Source organism: Streptomyces sp. MH60 (assembly GCF_002939385.1).
In the GTDB taxonomy this organism is placed as follows: Bacteria; Actinomycetota; Actinomycetes; order Streptomycetales; family Streptomycetaceae; genus Streptomyces.
Genome location: NZ_MULI01000119.1, coordinates 1 through 15,606 on the forward strand (window position 1 = coordinate 1; position 15,606 = coordinate 15,606).

Genomic DNA, 15,606 nt, shown 5'->3' on the forward strand with positions numbered 1-15,606 from the left:
GAAGCACCGTGAGGTGTGGAGGTGACCGGTACTAATAGGCCGAGGGCTTGTCCTCAGTTGCTCGCGTCCACTGTGTTAGTTCTGAGGCAACGACCGTTGCCGGATTTGAGTAGAACGCACAATTAAAGAGTGTGCTTGTTCGCTCGAAACCATTAGGGTTTCGGTGGTCATAGCGTAGGGGAAACGCCCGGTTACATTTCGAACCCGGAAGCTAAGCCTTACAGCGCCGATGGTACTGCAGGGGGGACCCTGTGGGAGAGTAGGACGCCGCCGAACAATCTTTGGGAAGGACCCCTGGTCCCCAGCGTTCAGCTGGGGACCAGGGGTCCTTTCGTTTTTCCAGGGCGCACCGGGTAGCCGGCTGCGCGAGAATGACTTGCGGTACCGAAGACAGGAGTCACCGATGACCACCAACTCTCCCGACGACCGACCGGAGCGCGACCAGCGACGGGACAGTGGTGACCGCGGCGACCGTAGGGGTCAGCGTGGTGACCGTGGTGGGTTCCGCCGCGACGACCGCAGGGGCGATACCCGTGGCGGACAGAGCGGCGGCTTCCGCCGGGACGACCGCGACCGTGGGCCCCGCCGTGACGATCGCGATCGTGGGGGCGACCGTCCTGCCTTCCGGCGTGATGACCGGGGTGGCGACCGTCCCTCCTTCCGGCGTGACGACCGCCGTGATGACCGGGGTGGCGACCGTCCCTCCTTCCGGCGTGACGACCGCCGTGATGACCGGGGTGGCGAACGTCCCTCCTTCCGGCGTGACGACCGCCGTGATGACCGGGGCGGCGACCGTCCCTCCTTCCGGCGTGACGACCGCCGTGATGACCGGGGCGGCGACCGTCCTCCCTTCCGGCGTGACGACCGCCGTGACGACCGTGGCGGGCAGCGCGGTGGTTTCCGCCGTGACGACCGTCGTGAGGACAACCGTGGTGGCGGTTTCGGACGGCGTGACGATCGCGATCGTGGGGGCGACCGTCCTGCCTTCCGGCGTGACGATCGGCGTGATGACCGGGGTGGCGACCGTCCTGCCTTCCGGCGTGATGACCGGCGTGATGACCGGGGTGGCGACCGTCCTGCCTTCCGGCGTGATGACCGGCGTGATGACCGGGGTGGCGACCGTCCTGCCTTCCGGCGTGATGACCGGCGTGATGACCGGGGTGGCGACCGTCCTGCCTTCCGGCGTGACGACCGGCGTGATGACCGGGGTGGCGACCGGGGTGGTGACCGTCCTGCCTTCCGGCGTGACGATCGCCGTGATGACCGTCCCTCCTTCCGTCGTGACGACCGGCGGGACGAGCGTCCTCCCTTCCGGCGTGACGACAACCGTGGTGAGCGGGGCGGGTTCGGGCGGCGTGACGACGGCCGGGGTGGCGACCGGGGTGGGTTCCGCGGGCGTGACGACCGCGGCGGCCGTGGGCCCCGTCGTGACGACCGGGGTGGGCGGCCCGGCGGTTACCGCGGGCGTGACGACCGGCAGGGTGGCGGCGGTGGCCGCTTCCGTGAGGAGCGGGACCGTGACCGGGACCGCGAGCCGATCAAGCGCCTGCCGATCCCCGAGGAGGTCACGGGCGACGAGATCGACAAGGACGTACGGCAGGAACTGCAGAGCCTGCCCAAGACGCTCGCGGAGGACGTCGCCAGGAACCTGGTGATGGTCGCGCGGCTGCTGGACGAGGACCCCGAGGCCGCGTACGGCTACTCCAGGGTGGCCCTGCGCCTGGCGTCCCGCGTCGCCGCCGTACGGGAGGCGGCCGGGTTCGCCGCGTACGCCAACCAGAAGTACGGCGAGGCGCTGGCGGAGTTCCGGGCCGCGCGGCGGATGACCGGTTCCGTGGAGCTGTGGCCGGTCATGGCCGACTGCGAGCGTGGCCTCGGCCGGCCGGAGAAGGCGCTGGACATGGCCGGTGCCCCCGAGGTGCACAAGCTGGACAAGGCCGGCCAGGTCGAGATGCGCCTAGTGGCGGCCGGTGCCCGGCGCGACATGGGGCAGTTGGACGCGGCCATCGTGACGCTGCAGAGCCCCGAGCTGGCCTCCAACTCCGTACAGCCGTGGACCGCGCGGCTGCGGTACGCCTACGCCGACGCGCTGCTGGCCGCGGGCCGGGAGCGGGAGGCGCGGGAGTGGTTCGCGAAGGTCGTGGAGTCGGACCGGGACGGCAGCACGGACGCCTCCGACCGACTCGCCGAGCTGGACGGCGTGGAGTTCATGGACGCCTTGGACGAGGATGAGTCCGAGAGCGACGGTGGGCAGAGCCCTTCCGTCGAGGACGAGGACGAGGACAAGGGCCGGGACGGGGACAAGGACTGAGGGTCTGAACACCTGACGGCGTGACGAAGGGGGCGGGACCGGTTCACGGGCCCGCCCCCTTCGGCGTGTCGTCAGACCGTCTCAGGCGTCGAGTGTGCGCAGCACCAGGCCCGAGGCCGGTTTCGGGCCGAAGGACGTGGACTTGCGGGGCATCGTGACGCCCTGCCGGGCCAGGTCGCGGACGACCTCCTCGCGGACCGGGTGCATCAGCACGGCCGTACCGCCGTCGCGTTCGGCCTTCTCGACGGTGGCCGCCGTGTCGTGGATGTAGGAGACGTGGGCCGCCGAGTCGTCGGGGACGTGCCAGACGTGGGCGAGGAGCGTGGCGTGCAGGACGGTGGCGTCCAGGGTGCGCCAGGCCTCGGGCCGGTCGGTGGGGACCGTACGGGTCAGCAGGCCGGGCTCCGGCAGGTCGACGAGGTGGAAGTCGCCGTCGCCGGCGAGGAGGAAGGCGTTGCCCGCGGCGGCCGCCTCCGCCAGGGTTTCCAGGGACGCGTCCAGCGGCGTGCCCAGGCGGCGGACGCGGAAGTGGCCGTCCAGGGCGGCCACGGCGTCGCGCACCGGCAGGCCGTGCAGCAGCCGGTGGATGGCGCGGACGAGGAGCGGGTAGCGGGCCGTGTCGACCAGGAGGACCAGGCCGTGGTCCCACGGGCTGGGCGAAGGGTGTTCGGCGCGCAGGGTGCGGTAGGTGGCCCAGCGGTGGTGGCCGTCGGCGATGAGGGCCTGGTGCCGGGACAGCTCGGCCTGGACGCGGGCCACGGTGTCCGGGTCGGTGACCGACCACAGGCGGTGGCAGTAGCCGTCCTCGGTGGTCGTGGACAGGAGCGGCGGCTGTTCGGCGGTGCGCTCCAGGAGGGCGGTGGTGGCCTGGGCCTCGTCGTCGCCGCGGTAGGTCAGGAGCAGCGGTTCGAGGTTCGCCCGGGTGGCCCGCATGAGTGCCGCACGGTCCGCGACGACGTGGGGCATGACGTCCTCGTGCGGCAGGACCACCTGCTCGGCGGGGTCCGACACGCGCAGGGCACCGATGACGCCGCGCTGCACCATGCCCTCGCGGTCGCGTTGCTCGTAGACGTACAGGCCCGGTTCGGGGTCGGTGGTCAGGACGCCCTCCGCCGTCCAGCGCCGCAGGGTGCGCGCGGCCTGCTCGTTGCGCGCCTCGGGCGTGGCGGCCTGCGGCAGGATCAGCCGGACGATGTTGTACGGGTCGGCGGACTCGAGGTGGAGCAGGCCGTCGGGGCGGACCACGACGTCGTAGGGAGGGGAGGTCACGGCGGCCAGGCTGCCGACCCGGTCGGGGTCGTAACGGAGGCCTCGGAACGGGGTGAGTTCCAGGCCCCGGCGCGCCGTTGCTTCCGGGTGACCTGCAGAGTTCATCCCGGCATCGTACGTGTGTCGATGGCATGGGGGATGATCGGGGGAAAGGCGACGAACGAGGAGCGATGCGGAATGAGCCGGAGCGTCAGGACGAGGCCCGAGGGCAGTGGGCGGGGTCTGAACGAGGCCTACGACACGGCGCTGCTCGACCTGGACGGCGTGGTGTACGCCGGGGGGCACGCGATCGCTCACGCCGTCGACTCGCTGGCCACGGCCCGTGACGGCGGCATGCGCCTGGCGTACGTCACCAACAACGCGCTCCGCACCCCTGACGCGGTGGCCGCGCACCTGACCGAGCTGGGCATACCGACGGGGGCCGAGGACGTCATCACGTCGGCGCAGGCGGTGGCCCGGCTGATCGCCGAGCAGCTGCCCTCGGGGGCGCGGGTGCTGGTGATCGGCGGTGAGGGGCTGCGCGTGGCGCTGCGTGAGCGCGGTCTCGAGCCCGTGGAGTCGGCCGAGGACGATCCGGCGGCCGTGGTGCAGGGGTTCGGCGGTCCCGAGCTGCCGTGGGGCCGGTTCGCCGAGGCCTGCTACGCGATCGCGCGGGGCGTCCCCTGGTACGCCTCCAACACCGACCTGACCATCCCGGGCGCCCGCGGGATCGCCCCGGGCAACGGCGCGGCGGTGGAGGTGGTGCGGATCGCTACCGGCGCCGAGCCGCAGGTCGCGGGGAAGCCCTTGCCCCCCATGCACCGGGAGACGATCCTGCGGACCGGCGCTCGGCGTCCGTTGGTGGTGGGCGACCGGCTGGACACGGACATCGAGGGCGCGTTCAACGGGGAGGTCGACTCGCTGCTTGTCCTGACCGGCGTGACCGACGGGCCGCAGTTGCTGGCGGCGCCGCCGCAGCACCGGCCGACGTACGTCGACGCCGATCTGCGCGGGCTGCTCACCGGGCAGCCGGAGGTCACGGGCGACGCGGAGGGAGGCTTCCGCTGCGGAGGCTGGACGGCGACGGCCGGCGGTGAGCGGCTGGAGCTGGACGGTGAGGGCGCGGCGCTGGACGGGCTGCGTGCACTGTGCGCGGCGGCCTGGACGGAGGGCGGAGAGCGGGGCTGCGATCTGGACTCGGGGAAGGCGCTGGCGCGGTTGGGGTGGTGACGGCGGCGTACGGGGAAGGCGCCCGTCCACGGGTGGGACGGCTGCGGGCCGGGGCCTCGTGGCAGTCCACGGGAATCGTGATCGATTAGCAGGGTAGGCTAACCTAACTGCGTGTTGGTCGACAGTCCCCCCGAACAGCGCGCGGAGACCGCTCCCGCGCCGCCCTCCAAGCGCCGCGTCCTGCGTGCCGCGGGGCTGCCCGTCTCCGTCGCGGTCCTGGCGCTCATCGCGTTGACGAGTATCGCGATCGGCGCCAAGGACCTGTCCCTGGCCCAGGTCTGGCACGGCCTCTTCCACGACTCGGGCACCTATGGCGACGTCGTGGTCGGCGAGCGCCTGTCGCGCACCGTCCTCGGCCTGCTGGCCGGCGCCGCCCTCGGCCTCGCGGGAGCCGTACTGCAGGCGCTGACCCGCAATCCGCTGGCCGATCCCGGACTGCTCGGCATCAACGCGGGCGCCTCGGCGGCCGTCGTCACGGGCATCACCTTCTTCGGCGTCACCTCGCTGACCGGGTACGTCTGGTTCGCCTTCGCCGGTGCGGCGGGGGTCGGCGCGCTCGTCTGGTTCCTGGGCGGCAGCCGGGGCGCCACACCGGTGCGGCTGGTGCTGGCCGGGACCGCGATCAGCGCCGCGCTCTTCGGCTACCTCCAGGCCGTGATGATCATGGACGACGCGGCGCTGGGCCGGATGCGCTTCTGGACGGTCGGTTCGCTCGCCTCGGCGACGACCGGCACCGTCAGGGAAGTGCTGCCGTTCTTCGTGATGGGCACCGCCCTCGCCCTCGCGCTCGCCCGGCCGCTGAACGCCATGGAGATGGGCGACGACACCGCCAAGGCCCTCGGCGCCAACCTGAACCGCACCCGGGCGCTGGCCATGCTCGCCGCGACCGTGTTGTGCGGGGCCGCGACCGCCGCCTGCGGGCCGATCGTGTTCGTCGGGCTGATGATTCCGCACATCGTGCGCTCCTTCACCGGGCCCGACATGCGCTGGATCCTGCCGTACGCGGCGATCCTGTCCCCGGTGCTGCTGCTCGGCGCGGACGTCCTCGGCCGGATCGTCGCCCGGCCCTCGGAACTCCAGGTCGGCATCGTCACCGCCGTCCTCGGCGGGCCGGTCTTCATCTTTCTCGTACGACGGCGGAGGACGGCCCAGCTGTGAAGAACGGGAAGACCGTGAAGAGCAACCGTGCCGTGCGTACCCCGGGCGGGCTGTCCCTCCGCCTGGACGTGCGGGCCGTGGTCGTCGTCGTCCTGCTGCTGCTTCTCGCGCTCGCCGCGAGCGTGCTGCTGATCGGCACCGGCGACTTCGACATACCGGCCGCCGACGTGCTGAAGACCCTGGTCGGTCAGGGCAACGCCGGGCAGGAGTTCATCGTCAACGAGCTGCGGCTGCCGCGGGTCCTGGTCGGACTGCTGGTCGGCGGCGCGCTCGGCGTCGGCGGCGCGCTCTTCCAGGCCATCTCCCGCAACCCGCTCGGCAGTCCGGACGTCCTGGGCCTCGGGCAGGGGGCGACGGCCGGTGCGCTCATCATGATCGTCCTGTTCTCCGGCAGCTCGGCCCAGGTCACCGTCGGCGCACTCGCCGGCGGCCTGGTGACCGGTCTCGCCATCTATCTGCTCGCCTGGAAGCGGGGCGTGCACGGATACCGACTGGTCCTGGTCGGTATCGGCGTGTCCGCGATCGTCACGGCGGTCAACGGCTACCTGCTGACCCGCGCCGACATCGTCGACGCCTCGCGCGCCGTCGTCTGGATGACCGGCTCCCTCAACGGCCGCGACTGGGACCAGGTCTGGCCCCTGCTCGCGCTGTGCGCCGTGCTCGTCCCGCTGGTGCTCACCAACGGGCGGGCGCTGCGGATGATGGAGATGGGCGACGACATCTCGTACGCCCTCGGGGTGCGCGTCGAGCGGGTGCGGGCGCTGCTGATGGTGGCCGCCGTGCTGCTCACCGCCTCGGCCACCGCCGCCGCGGGACCGGTCAGCTTCGTGGCGCTCACCGCGCCGCAGCTCGCCCGGCGGCTGACCCGCTCGCCCGGCCCCAACCTGCTGCCGTCCCTGTGCATGGGCGCCGCCCTGCTGGTCAGTGCCGACTGGATCTCGCAGCGGGTCTTCGGCGCCGACCAGCTGCCCGTCGGCGTCGTCACCGGCGTCCTCGGCGGCGTCTACCTGCTGTGGCTGCTGGTCACCGAGCGCAAGGCGGGCCGGATATGAGCGCCGGCACCGGCCACCGCAGCGGGCCCAAGAACCGAAGGAGCAACGTGAACCGCCTGACCGCCGAGAACGTCACCCTCGCCTACGACCAGCGGGTCATCGCGGAGAAGCTGTCGGTGGAGATACCCGACCACTCCTTCACGGTGATCGTCGGCCCGAACGCGTGCGGCAAGTCCACGCTGCTGCGCGCCCTGTCACGGATGCTCAAGCCGAGCCAGGGCCGGGTACTGCTCGACGGGTCGGTCATCCAGTCGATGCCCGCCAAGAAGGTGGCCAGGACCCTCGGCCTGCTCCCGCAGTCCTCCATCGCGCCCGACGGCATCACCGTCGGCGACCTCGTCGGCCGCGGCCGCTACCCGCACCAGGGCATCCTGCGCCAGTGGTCGACCGAGGACGAGCGGGTCGTCCAGGAGTCGATGGCCCAGACCGGCATCTCCGAGCTGGCCGACCGCTACGTCGACGAACTCTCCGGCGGACAGCGCCAGCGCGTGTGGATCGCCATGGCGCTCGCCCAGCAGACCCCGCTGCTGCTGCTCGACGAGCCGACGACGTACCTGGACATCCAGCACCAGATCGACGTCCTCGACCTGTGCGCGGAGCTCCACGAGGAGCAGGGCCGCACCCTCGTGGCCGTGCTGCACGACCTCAACCACGCCGCCCGCTACGCCACCCACCTCATCGCCCTGCGCGGCGGGGAGATCATCGCCGAGGGCGCGCCGAAGGACATCGTCACCGCCGACCTGGTCGAGCGGGTCTTCGGGCTGCGCTGCCAGGTCATCGACGACCCGGAGACGGGCACGCCGCTGGTGGTGCCGGCCGCCCGCAAGGGGCGTACCAAGCAGGCGGAAGCGGCCGCTACAGGAGCTTCCTGAGCCGGAACAGGTCACGCAGGCCCGCCTCCAGCTTCACCCGGCCCGAGCCCCACGCCCTGGCGAAGTTCAGTTCGCCCGCCACCAGGGCCACCAGGTCGTCGCCGGTCATCGCCAGCCTGATCTCGGCCTTCTCGCGCGGCGGACCCTCCAGGGTCTCGCGCACGTCGATGCGGCCGTCCGCCATGCGTCCGGCGAAGGTGACGTCCAGGTCGGTGATGTGGCAGCTCACCGAGCGGTCCAGCTCCGTGGCCGACCGCACGTCCCCTTCGGCGCCGCGCATGCTGTCCGAGAGCTTGTCGAGTGCGGCACGGCACTCCTCAGTCGTCGCCATCGGGACCGACCGTACCCCAGCGCCACGCGGTAGCGTCGGGGCATGAGCGACGCAGTACCGGAGCCGGAGCCCGAGGAGACGGAACCCGGCGCCCACCCGGACCCCGGGTACGAGCCGGCCGCCCCCGCCCCGCTGGACGTCCCCCGCACCCCCACCGGGAACTCCGAGGTCGACGCCCGGCTGGCGCGGCTGGCCGACGCCGACCACCTGGCCACCGACGGACATGTCGAGGTGTACGAGGATGTACACCGGGGGCTGCGCGACGCGCTCACCGCGCTCGACGCCCGCCCGGGACCACCGGCGCCCCCGTCCCCGCACGAACACAGGAGCTGAACCGAACGTGGCAGGAGTCGCACGCCGCCGTCTCGACGCGGAGCTGGTCCGCCGCAAGCTGGCGCGCTCGCGCGAGCACGCGAGCCAGCTGATCGCCGCCGGGCGGGTCACCGTCGGCAAGACCGTCGCGACGAAGCCCGCCACACAGGTCGAGACCGCCGCCGCGATCGTGGTGACCGCCGACGACAACGACCCCGACTACGTCTCGCGCGGCGGCCACAAGCTCGCCGGGGCGCTGTCGGCGTTCGTTCCGCAGGGCCTCGTCGTCGAGGGCCGGCGGGCCCTGGACGCCGGTGCCTCCACCGGCGGCTTCACCGACGTACTGCTGCGGGCGGGCGCCGCGCACGTCGTCGCCGTGGACGTCGGGTACGGACAACTCGCGTGGAGTCTCCAGCAGGATGAACGCGTCACCGTCAAGGACCGTACGAACGTACGCGAGTTGACGCCGGAAGCGATCGATGGGGAGCCCGTGGACCTTGTCGTGGGGGATCTGTCCTTCATCCCGCTCGGACTGGTACTGCCCGCACTGGTGCGGTGCACCCGGCCGGACGCCGACCTGGTGATGATGGTGAAGCCGCAGTTCGAGGTGGGGAAGGAACGTCTCGGCAGCGGGGGAGTGGTACGCAGCGCGCAGTTGCGGGCCGAGGCCGTGCGGGCGGTGGCGCGCAGGGCCTGGGAGCTGGGGCTCGGGGTGAAGGGGGTCACCGCCAGTCCGCTGCCCGGTCCCTCCGGGAACGTCGAGTACTTTCTGTGGCTGCGGGCCGGTGCCGGTGAACTGGACCCGGCCGATGTTGACCGTGCAGTGGCGGAGGGGCCGCGTTGACACAGAACCGAGCGCGTACTGTTTTCCTGCTCGCCCACACCGGGCGCCCCGCTGCCATTCGCAGCGCCGAGCTGGTGGTCAAGGGGCTGTTGCGGGCCGGGATCGGCGTACGGGTCCTGGAGGCCGAGGCGCGCGACCTGCCGCTGTCCGGCGAGGTGGAGCTGGTCGGCGAGGCCACTCCGCAGTGCCTGGACGGGTGCGAGCTGCTGATCGTGCTGGGCGGCGACGGCACGCTGCTGCGCGGCGCCGAGTTCGCCCGCGCGTCCGGAGTGCCGATGCTCGGGGTCAACCTCGGGCGGGTCGGCTTCCTCGCGGAGGCCGAGCGCGACGACCTGGACAAGGTCGTCGACCGGGTGGTGAGCCGGGCCTACGAGGTCGAGGAGCGGATGACCGTCGACGTCGTCGTGCACCGCAACGGCGACATCGTGCACACCGACTGGGCGCTGAACGAGGCGGCCGTGCAGAAGGCGGGCGCGGAGAAGCTCCTGGAAGTCGTGCTGGAGATCGACGGCCGGCCGGTGACGGGGTTCGGCTGCGACGGCATCGTGCTGTCGACGCCGACCGGGTCGACGGCGTACGCGTTCTCGGCCGGGGGGCCGGTGGTGTGGCCCGAGGTGGAGGCGCTGCTGATGGTGCCCATCAGCGCCCACGCGCTGTTCGCGAAGCCGCTGGTGACCTCGCCGGACTCGGTGCTCGCGGTGGAGGTGCTGCCGCATGTCCCGCCGGGGGTGCTGTGGTGTGACGGGCGGCGGACGGTGGAGTTGCCGCCCGGGGCGCGGGTGGAGGTGCGGCGGGGGGCGGTGCCGGTGCGGTTGGCTCGGCTGCACCATGCGTCGTTCACGGACCGGCTGGTGGCGAAGTTCGCGCTGCCGGTCTCCGGATGGCGCGGGGCGCCGCACTAGCGGACTCGAAGGGGTGGTTCCGGTGCGCCGCGGGCCGCGGGCGCGTTGTGGCTGGTCGCGCAGTTCCCCGCGCCCCTGGCGGCATGCGCCTGCCCGGCGTGACAAGGGCGGCCTGTGTGCGCTCCCTGCCCTCGACCTCGTATGGTCGTGTCCGTGCTTGAGGAGATGCGGATACGGTCGCTCGGGGTCATCGACGACGCCGTGGTCGAGCTGTCGCCCGGGTTCACCGCTGTCACCGGTGAGACGGGCGCCGGCAAGACCATGGTGGTCACCAGCCTGGGGCTGCTGCTGGGCGGACGCGCGGACGCGGCGCTCGTGCGGATCGGGGCGAAGAGCGCGGTCGTCGAGGGGCGCATCGCCGTGCCCGGCCACGCCGCGGCCGCCGTCCGGGCCGAGGAGGCCGGGGCCGAGCTGGACGACGGGGCGCTGCTGATCAGCCGTACCGTTTCCGCCGAGGGGCGCTCGCGCGCGCATCTGGGCGGGCGGTCGGTGCCGGTGGGGGTGCTCGCCGAGCTGGCCGACGAGCTGGTGGCCGTGCACGGGCAGACCGACCAGCAGGGGCTGCTCAAGCTGTCCCGGCAGCGGCAGGCGCTCGACCGGTACGCGGGCGACGCGGTCGCCGGACCGCTCACCAAGTACGCCGAGGCGTACCGCCGGCTGCGGGCCGTCACCACGGAGCTGGAGGAGATCACCACGCGCGCGCGTGAGCGCGCCCAGGAGGCCGACCTCCTGCGCTACGGCCTCGACGAGATCGCGGCCGTCGAGCCGCGCGCCGGTGAGGACGTGGAGCTGGCGGAGGAGGCGGAGCGGCTGGGCCACGCCGAGGCGCTCGCGTCGGCCGCCACGGCCGCCCACGCCGCCCTGGCGGGCAACCCGGAGGACCCCGAGGGCGTGGACGGCTCCACGCTCGTCGCGGGCGCGCAGCGGGCCCTGGACGCCGTACGGTCGCACGACCCGGCGCTGGCCGCGCTCGCCGAGCGGATCGGTGAGGTCGGCATCCTGCTGCGCGACGTGGCCGGGGAGCTCGCCGGGTACGCCGACGACCTGGACGCCGACCCGCTGCGGCTGGCGGCGGTCGAGGAGCGCCGGGCCGCGCTCACCGCGCTGACCCGGAAGTACGGCGAGGACGTCGCGGCCGTGCTGAGCTGGGCCGAGCAGAGCGCCGCGCGGCTGACCGAGCTGGACGGCGACGACGAGCGGATCGGCGAGCTGACCGCCGAGCGGGACGCGCTGCGGGCGGAACTGGGCGGGCTCGCCCAGGCGCTGACCGACGCGCGTACCGAGGCCGCCGAGCGGTTCGCCGCCGCGGTGACCGCCGAGCTGGCGTCGCTGGCCATGCCCCACGCGCGCGTGTCGTTCGAGATCCGGCAGACCGAGGACCCGGAGGGCGTCGAGGTCGGCGGGCGGACGGTCGCCTGCGGGCCGTCGGGCGCCGACGAGGTGGAGCTGCTGCTCGCCCCGCACCCCGGAGCGCCGCCGCGGCCGATCGCCAAGGGCGCGTCCGGTGGTGAGCTGTCGCGCGTGATGCTGGCCGTGGAGGTCGTCTTCGCGGGCACCGATCCGGTGCCGACCTACCTGTTCGACGAGGTCGACGCGGGGGTCGGCGGCAAGGCGGCGGTGGAGATCGGGCGGCGGCTGGCGCGGCTGGCGAAGAGCGCGCAGGTCGTGGTCGTCACGCATCTGCCGCAGGTGGCCGCGTTCGCCGACCGGCAGCTGCTGGTGGAGAAGACGAACGACGGCTCGGTCACCCGCTCCGGCGTGAAGGTCCTGGAGGGCGAGGAACGCGTGCGGGAACTCTCCCGGATGCTCGCCGGCCAGGAGGACTCGGAGACGGCCCGCGCGCACGCGGAGGAACTGCTGGAGACGGCCCGGGCCGACCAGTGACGCTCCGGCGTCCGAGCGGGCGTACGGGGCTCCTGGACGTACGCCCCGGATGGGCCGGTGCGACGGCGTGACATTCACTCGTACGAGTGAGGCGGTCCGGTGTTGTTGTCCCGTCGGTCGTCCGGTCGTGGCGGTCGTCGTTCCCGGAACACCCGTGCGGCCTGGCATCCTTGACGGAGCGGCGCACCGGAATCCGCCCGGCGCACCCCGTCCGCACCATCCTTCAGTACGTTCTTCGTGACCGTCCCCCGCCGAACCAGGAGCCGCGGCCAGGTGACCCCCGTGAGCAGCCACTCACCGCACGGCCAGTCGCCGTTGCGCACCGTGCAGGTGCTGGGCGGCGGCAACGCCGGCAGCAGCGCGCACGTGCGCTCACTGGCCGCGGGGCTCGTCGCACGGGGCGTGAAAGTGACGGTGTGCGCCCCCTTCGATGCGGAGCGCACCTACGACTTCACGGGCGCCGGGGCCGACCATGTGCACGTGCCGCGCAGCAGCGACCCCGTGTCGGTGGCCACGCTGCGGACGGTGTGCGCCGGGGCCGACCTGGTGCACGCGCACGGACTGCACGCCTCCTTCCGGGCCGCCCTGGCCCTGGGCGGGCGGCGCGTGCGCACACCGCTCGTCGTCACCTGGCACGACCGGGCGCACGCCGAAGGGGCCCGCGGCCAGCTGCTGCGCGTGCTGGAGCGGCGGGTGATGAAGGCCGCCACCGTCGTGCTCGGCGCCACCTCGGAGCTGGTCGACGGGGCGCGGCGGACGGGCGCGCGGGACGCCCGTCTCGGCCCCGTCGCGCTTCCCGACCGGCCGGACCGGCCCGCCGGGCCCGAGGACCCCGACCGGCTGCGGCCCAAGGTCCGGGCCGAACTCGGCGTCATGGACCGCCCGTTGCTGGTCGCCGTCGGCTCCCTGGAGCCGCACCGGGGATACGACGTCCTGCTCGACGCCGCGCGCGTGTGGCGCCGCCTCGACCCGGCGCCGCTGGTCGTGGTCGCCGGGGAGGGCCCGCTGCGCGGCGAGTTGCGGGGGCGGATCGAGGACGAGGGACTGCCGGTGGTCCTCGTCGGCAGCCGCGACGACGTGCCGGACCTGCTGGCGGCGGCCGACCTGGCGCTGCTGCCGAGCCGCCGGGAGCCGGGGCGTTCCGTCCTCGCCCAAGAGGCACTCCACGCACGCGTGCCGCTCGTCGCCGGTGCCGTCGGCGGCATCCCCGAGCTGGTCGGCGACGCCGCCGAACTCCTGCCGCCGGGGGACGCGGTGGCCCTCGCCGGCGCCGTGGTCCGCCTGCTCGCCGACCCCGCGCGGCGGGACGAGCTGCGCGAGCGGGGCGCACGGCAGGCGGCCACCTGGCCGACCGAGGACGAGACCGTCGCCCAGGTGCTGAGCATCTACGACGAGTTGACGCAGCCCACGCCGTTGCTCTAGGCACCCGCCTGCGGACAGCGGGGCTCGCGCGGGGCTACGGCACGTGCCGGCGGGCGCGCAGGGCCAGGCTCAACGCCAGCACGGTCTGCGGATCGTCGAGGTCCGTGCCCAGCAACTCCCCGATCCGCGCCAGCCGGTTGTAGAGCGTCTGACGGTTGAGGTGGAGTTCGCGCGCCGTCTCCGCCTTGCGGCCGGCGTGGGCCAGGTACGTCTGGAGGGTGGGCAGCAGCGGCGGCTTCGCGCGCTCGTCGTGGCCCCGCAGCGGGCCGATCGCCCGGTCCACGAACGCCGCGAGGTCCGGGTGGTCGCGCAGCCGCCACAGCAGCAGGTCGATGTCCAGGCGCCGGGCGTCGTACCAGGGCCGGTCGGTCAGGCCCTGTGCCGCGGTCGCCGTCTCCGCCGCGTGCCTGAGGCCCGCCGAGGCCGCCGCCCAGCCGCCGGACACCCCGACGACCACGACCGGCGGCTGCGCCCCCGGCCGCTGCATTCCGGCCCGTTCCACGCCCGCCCGCAGCGCCGCCGCGACCCGGTCGGCGACCGCCGCCCGCTCGGACTCCGAACGCAGCCCCAGCAGCAGCGGGACCCGGCCCTCCACCGGCCGCACGCCCAGCAGGACCGGCACCCCCACCGAGGCCAGTTCCTCGGCGACCGCGCGCGCCAGCACCGCCCAGCCGCCGCCCGCCGGGGACAGGGCGTCACCCAGCCGCATCACCACCGGCAGCAGCGGTCCCGAGCCCGGCTTGAAGCCGAGGACGCGGGCCTGCGCGGGGGCGTCCTCGGCGGTGATCCGGCCCTCGGCGAGGTCGGTGAGGAAGTCGCCCCGACCGCGCGCCGCCAGCTCCTCCTCCTGCCGTGCCTGCATCAGCACCACGGCGAGGATGCCCGCCGCCCGCTCCGCCGCCATCCGGTGCACCGGCGCCAGCGGGGACCGTACCGGCAGCAGGGCGAGGCGGGCCCGGACCGACCCCGTGCCCGGTCCGCCGCCGGGCACGTCCACGAGGACCGAGCCCGCCGGGGGCGGCGCCTCCTTGTGCGGGCCCCGCAGCCCCTCCCAGACCTGGAGGGGGTCGGCGCCCTCCGGCCCGGAACCGGCGGCGTACAGCAGGCGGCCGTCGGTGGTCTCCAGGAAGACCGGGTTCCCGGCGAAGCCGGCCAGGATGGCGAGGACCTGGGGCACTCCGCCGCCGCCCAGCAGGGCCTCGGTGCAGCGGCGGTGCACCTCCTCGGCACGCTGGAGCAGCGCGTAGTGGCCGTTGACGATCTCGGTGTGGATCTCCTCGGTGACCGTCACGAACGGCACCTCGCGGTGCAGCTGCACCAGCGGCAGCCCGGCCGCGCGGGCCGTGTCGACCAGCGCCGCCGGCAGCCGGGCGAAGCGCGGGCCCAGCTCCACGACGAGCGCCGCGATGCCGCGCTCGGCCAGCGTGCGCACGAACGCCCGCTGCTCGGCGGGGCGGGTGCCGAGGCCGTATCCCGTGGTCAGCAGCAGTTCGCCGCCCTTGAGCAGCGAGGCGATGTTGGGCACCTCACCGGCGTGCACCCAGCGCACCGTGCGCTGCATGCGGTCGGCGCCCGCGAGGACCTCCGGCAGACCGCTGCGCAGCCCGGGCAGCTCCAGTGCCCGCCGCACGGTGATCCCGGCGCCCTGCGTGTCGAACCCGCTGTTCATGCCGCTGTCCATGAGCCGGACGCTACCCGGCACGGCCCCGTCCGGGACATCCACCCGGCCTCCCCCGGGTCGGCGGGCGCCCGCAGGGTAGGGCACCGGACATGGACATCACCGTCGTGGCCGCCGCACGTGAGGACACCAGCCCCCTCGACGAGCCCTTGCGGGTGGCGCAGCAGGCAGACCGGCTGGGATACCCCGAGGTGTGGCTGGGGGAGGGGCCGACCTGGGACGCGTTCGTACTGGCCGCGGCCGTCGGGGCGGGCACCCGGCGGATCGCGCTCACCGCCGGGCCGGTCGCCGTGTCGGTGCGCGACCCGCACGGCATCGCGCGGGCCGCCGCCTCGGTCGCCGCGGTCACCGGGCGCCCGGTC

At 73.8% G+C, this 15,606-nt stretch carries 15 protein-coding genes and 1 rRNA gene; 13 read left to right on the forward strand and 3 right to left on the reverse strand.

Annotated elements, in window-relative coordinates:
* Nucleotides 1-159: 159 nt before the first annotated feature.
* From rrf to BZZ08_RS36475, 3 genes are all read left to right on the forward strand, one after another.
* Nucleotides 160-276: ribosomal RNA gene (gene rrf / locus BZZ08_RS36465) — 5S ribosomal RNA — on the forward strand.
* Nucleotides 277-575: 299 nt separating this feature from the next.
* Nucleotides 576-1,655, forward strand: coding sequence for a hypothetical protein (locus tag BZZ08_RS38905; RefSeq protein ID WP_157953367.1), 1,080 nt, complete (start codon nucleotides 576-578; stop codon nucleotides 1,653-1,655).
* Nucleotides 1,547-2,311, forward strand: a complete 765-nt coding sequence (locus BZZ08_RS36475) for a tetratricopeptide repeat protein (RefSeq protein ID WP_198601906.1) — start codon at nucleotides 1,547-1,549, stop codon at nucleotides 2,309-2,311. Before BZZ08_RS38905 ends, BZZ08_RS36475 begins: the two co-directional genes overlap by 109 nt.
* A gap of 81 nt (nucleotides 2,312-2,392) precedes the next feature.
* Here BZZ08_RS36475 and BZZ08_RS36480 read toward each other — a convergent pair whose 3' ends face one another.
* Nucleotides 2,393-3,685, reverse strand: a complete 1,293-nt coding sequence (locus BZZ08_RS36480; protein ID WP_104636452.1) for a DUF1015 domain-containing protein — start codon at nucleotides 3,683-3,685, stop codon at nucleotides 2,393-2,395.
* Nucleotides 3,686-3,757: 72 nt separating this feature from the next.
* Between BZZ08_RS36480 and BZZ08_RS36485 the strand changes: the two genes are divergently transcribed.
* From BZZ08_RS36485 to BZZ08_RS36500, 4 genes are all read left to right on the forward strand, one after another.
* Nucleotides 3,758-4,789 carry an HAD hydrolase-like protein gene (locus BZZ08_RS36485; RefSeq protein WP_104636453.1) on the forward strand — a complete coding sequence of 344 codons (1,032 nt, stop codon included), beginning with the start codon at nucleotides 3,758-3,760 and terminating at the stop codon, nucleotides 4,787-4,789.
* Between the two features lie 111 nt (nucleotides 4,790-4,900).
* Nucleotides 4,901-5,947, forward strand: coding sequence for a FecCD family ABC transporter permease (locus tag BZZ08_RS36490; RefSeq protein WP_104636454.1), 1,047 nt, complete (start codon nucleotides 4,901-4,903; stop codon nucleotides 5,945-5,947).
* A 14-nt stretch (nucleotides 5,948-5,961) separates the two neighbouring features.
* Complete coding sequence (locus BZZ08_RS36495) at nucleotides 5,962-6,999, forward strand: FecCD family ABC transporter permease (protein WP_104636462.1); 1,038 nt, start codon at nucleotides 5,962-5,964, stop codon at nucleotides 6,997-6,999.
* Complete coding sequence (locus BZZ08_RS36500) at nucleotides 6,996-7,871, forward strand: ABC transporter ATP-binding protein (protein ID WP_104636455.1); 876 nt, start codon at nucleotides 6,996-6,998, stop codon at nucleotides 7,869-7,871. The genes BZZ08_RS36495 and BZZ08_RS36500 overlap by 4 nt, the downstream gene beginning before the upstream one ends.
* Here the strand turns inward: BZZ08_RS36500 and BZZ08_RS36505 are convergent.
* Nucleotides 7,855-8,202 (reverse strand): SCP2 sterol-binding domain-containing protein, encoded by a 348-nt coding sequence (locus tag BZZ08_RS36505; RefSeq protein ID WP_104636456.1) that lies wholly within the window; start codon nucleotides 8,200-8,202, stop codon nucleotides 7,855-7,857. The genes BZZ08_RS36500 and BZZ08_RS36505 overlap by 17 nt on opposite strands.
* Before the next feature lie 42 nt (nucleotides 8,203-8,244).
* Here BZZ08_RS36505 and BZZ08_RS36510 point away from each other — a divergent pair, with 42 nt between their 5' ends.
* The 5 genes from BZZ08_RS36510 (at nucleotide 8,245) to BZZ08_RS36530 (ending at nucleotide 13,566) form a co-directional block, all read left to right on the forward strand.
* On the forward strand, nucleotides 8,245-8,535 hold the full coding sequence (locus BZZ08_RS36510; RefSeq protein WP_104636457.1) for a hypothetical protein: 291 nt from the start codon (nucleotides 8,245-8,247) through the stop codon (nucleotides 8,533-8,535).
* A gap of 7 nt (nucleotides 8,536-8,542) precedes the next feature.
* On the forward strand, nucleotides 8,543-9,358 hold the full coding sequence (locus BZZ08_RS36515; protein WP_104636458.1) for a hemolysin: 816 nt from the start codon (nucleotides 8,543-8,545) through the stop codon (nucleotides 9,356-9,358).
* Nucleotides 9,355-10,260 carry an NAD kinase gene (locus tag BZZ08_RS36520; RefSeq protein ID WP_104636459.1) on the forward strand — a complete coding sequence of 302 codons (906 nt, stop codon included), beginning with the start codon at nucleotides 9,355-9,357 and terminating at the stop codon, nucleotides 10,258-10,260. Before BZZ08_RS36515 ends, BZZ08_RS36520 begins: the two co-directional genes overlap by 4 nt.
* A 141-nt stretch (nucleotides 10,261-10,401) precedes the next feature.
* Nucleotides 10,402-12,144: a DNA repair protein RecN gene (gene recN / locus BZZ08_RS36525; protein WP_198601904.1), complete on the forward strand. Its 1,743-nt coding sequence runs from the start codon at nucleotides 10,402-10,404 to the stop codon at nucleotides 12,142-12,144.
* 273 nt (nucleotides 12,145-12,417) lie between these two features.
* Nucleotides 12,418-13,566 carry a glycosyltransferase family 4 protein gene (locus tag BZZ08_RS36530; protein WP_198601905.1) on the forward strand — a complete coding sequence of 383 codons (1,149 nt, stop codon included), beginning with the start codon at nucleotides 12,418-12,420 and terminating at the stop codon, nucleotides 13,564-13,566.
* A 34-nt stretch (nucleotides 13,567-13,600) separates the two neighbouring features.
* Here BZZ08_RS36530 and BZZ08_RS36535 read toward each other — a convergent pair whose 3' ends face one another.
* Nucleotides 13,601-15,247 (reverse strand): PucR family transcriptional regulator, encoded by a 1,647-nt coding sequence (locus tag BZZ08_RS36535; RefSeq protein ID WP_104636461.1) that lies wholly within the window; start codon nucleotides 15,245-15,247, stop codon nucleotides 13,601-13,603.
* 89 nt (nucleotides 15,248-15,336) lie between these two features.
* Here BZZ08_RS36535 and BZZ08_RS36540 point away from each other — a divergent pair.
* On the forward strand, nucleotides 15,337-15,606 hold a 270-nt coding region (locus tag BZZ08_RS36540), incomplete at its 3' end, for an LLM class flavin-dependent oxidoreductase (RefSeq protein ID WP_133169257.1).

Excerpts from the sequence above, each read along its gene's own strand:
- BZZ08_RS36485 (WP_104636453.1), top strand. The coding sequence starts at position 3,758 with ATGAGCCGGAGCGTCAGGACGAGGCCCGAGGGCAGTGGGCGGGGTCTG.
- BZZ08_RS36535 (WP_104636461.1), bottom strand. The coding sequence starts at position 15,247 with ATGGACAGCGGCATGAACAGCGGGTTCGACACGCAGGGCGCCGGGATC.
- BZZ08_RS36510 (WP_104636457.1), top strand. The coding sequence starts at position 8,245 with ATGAGCGACGCAGTACCGGAGCCGGAGCCCGAGGAGACGGAACCCGGC.
- BZZ08_RS36505 (WP_104636456.1), bottom strand. The coding sequence starts at position 8,202 with ATGGCGACGACTGAGGAGTGCCGTGCCGCACTCGACAAGCTCTCGGAC.
- recN (WP_198601904.1), top strand. The coding sequence starts at position 10,402 with ATGGTCGTGTCCGTGCTTGAGGAGATGCGGATACGGTCGCTCGGGGTC.
- BZZ08_RS36480 (WP_104636452.1), bottom strand. The coding sequence starts at position 3,685 with ATGAACTCTGCAGGTCACCCGGAAGCAACGGCGCGCCGGGGCCTGGAA.
- BZZ08_RS36500 (WP_104636455.1), top strand. The coding sequence starts at position 6,996 with ATGAGCGCCGGCACCGGCCACCGCAGCGGGCCCAAGAACCGAAGGAGC.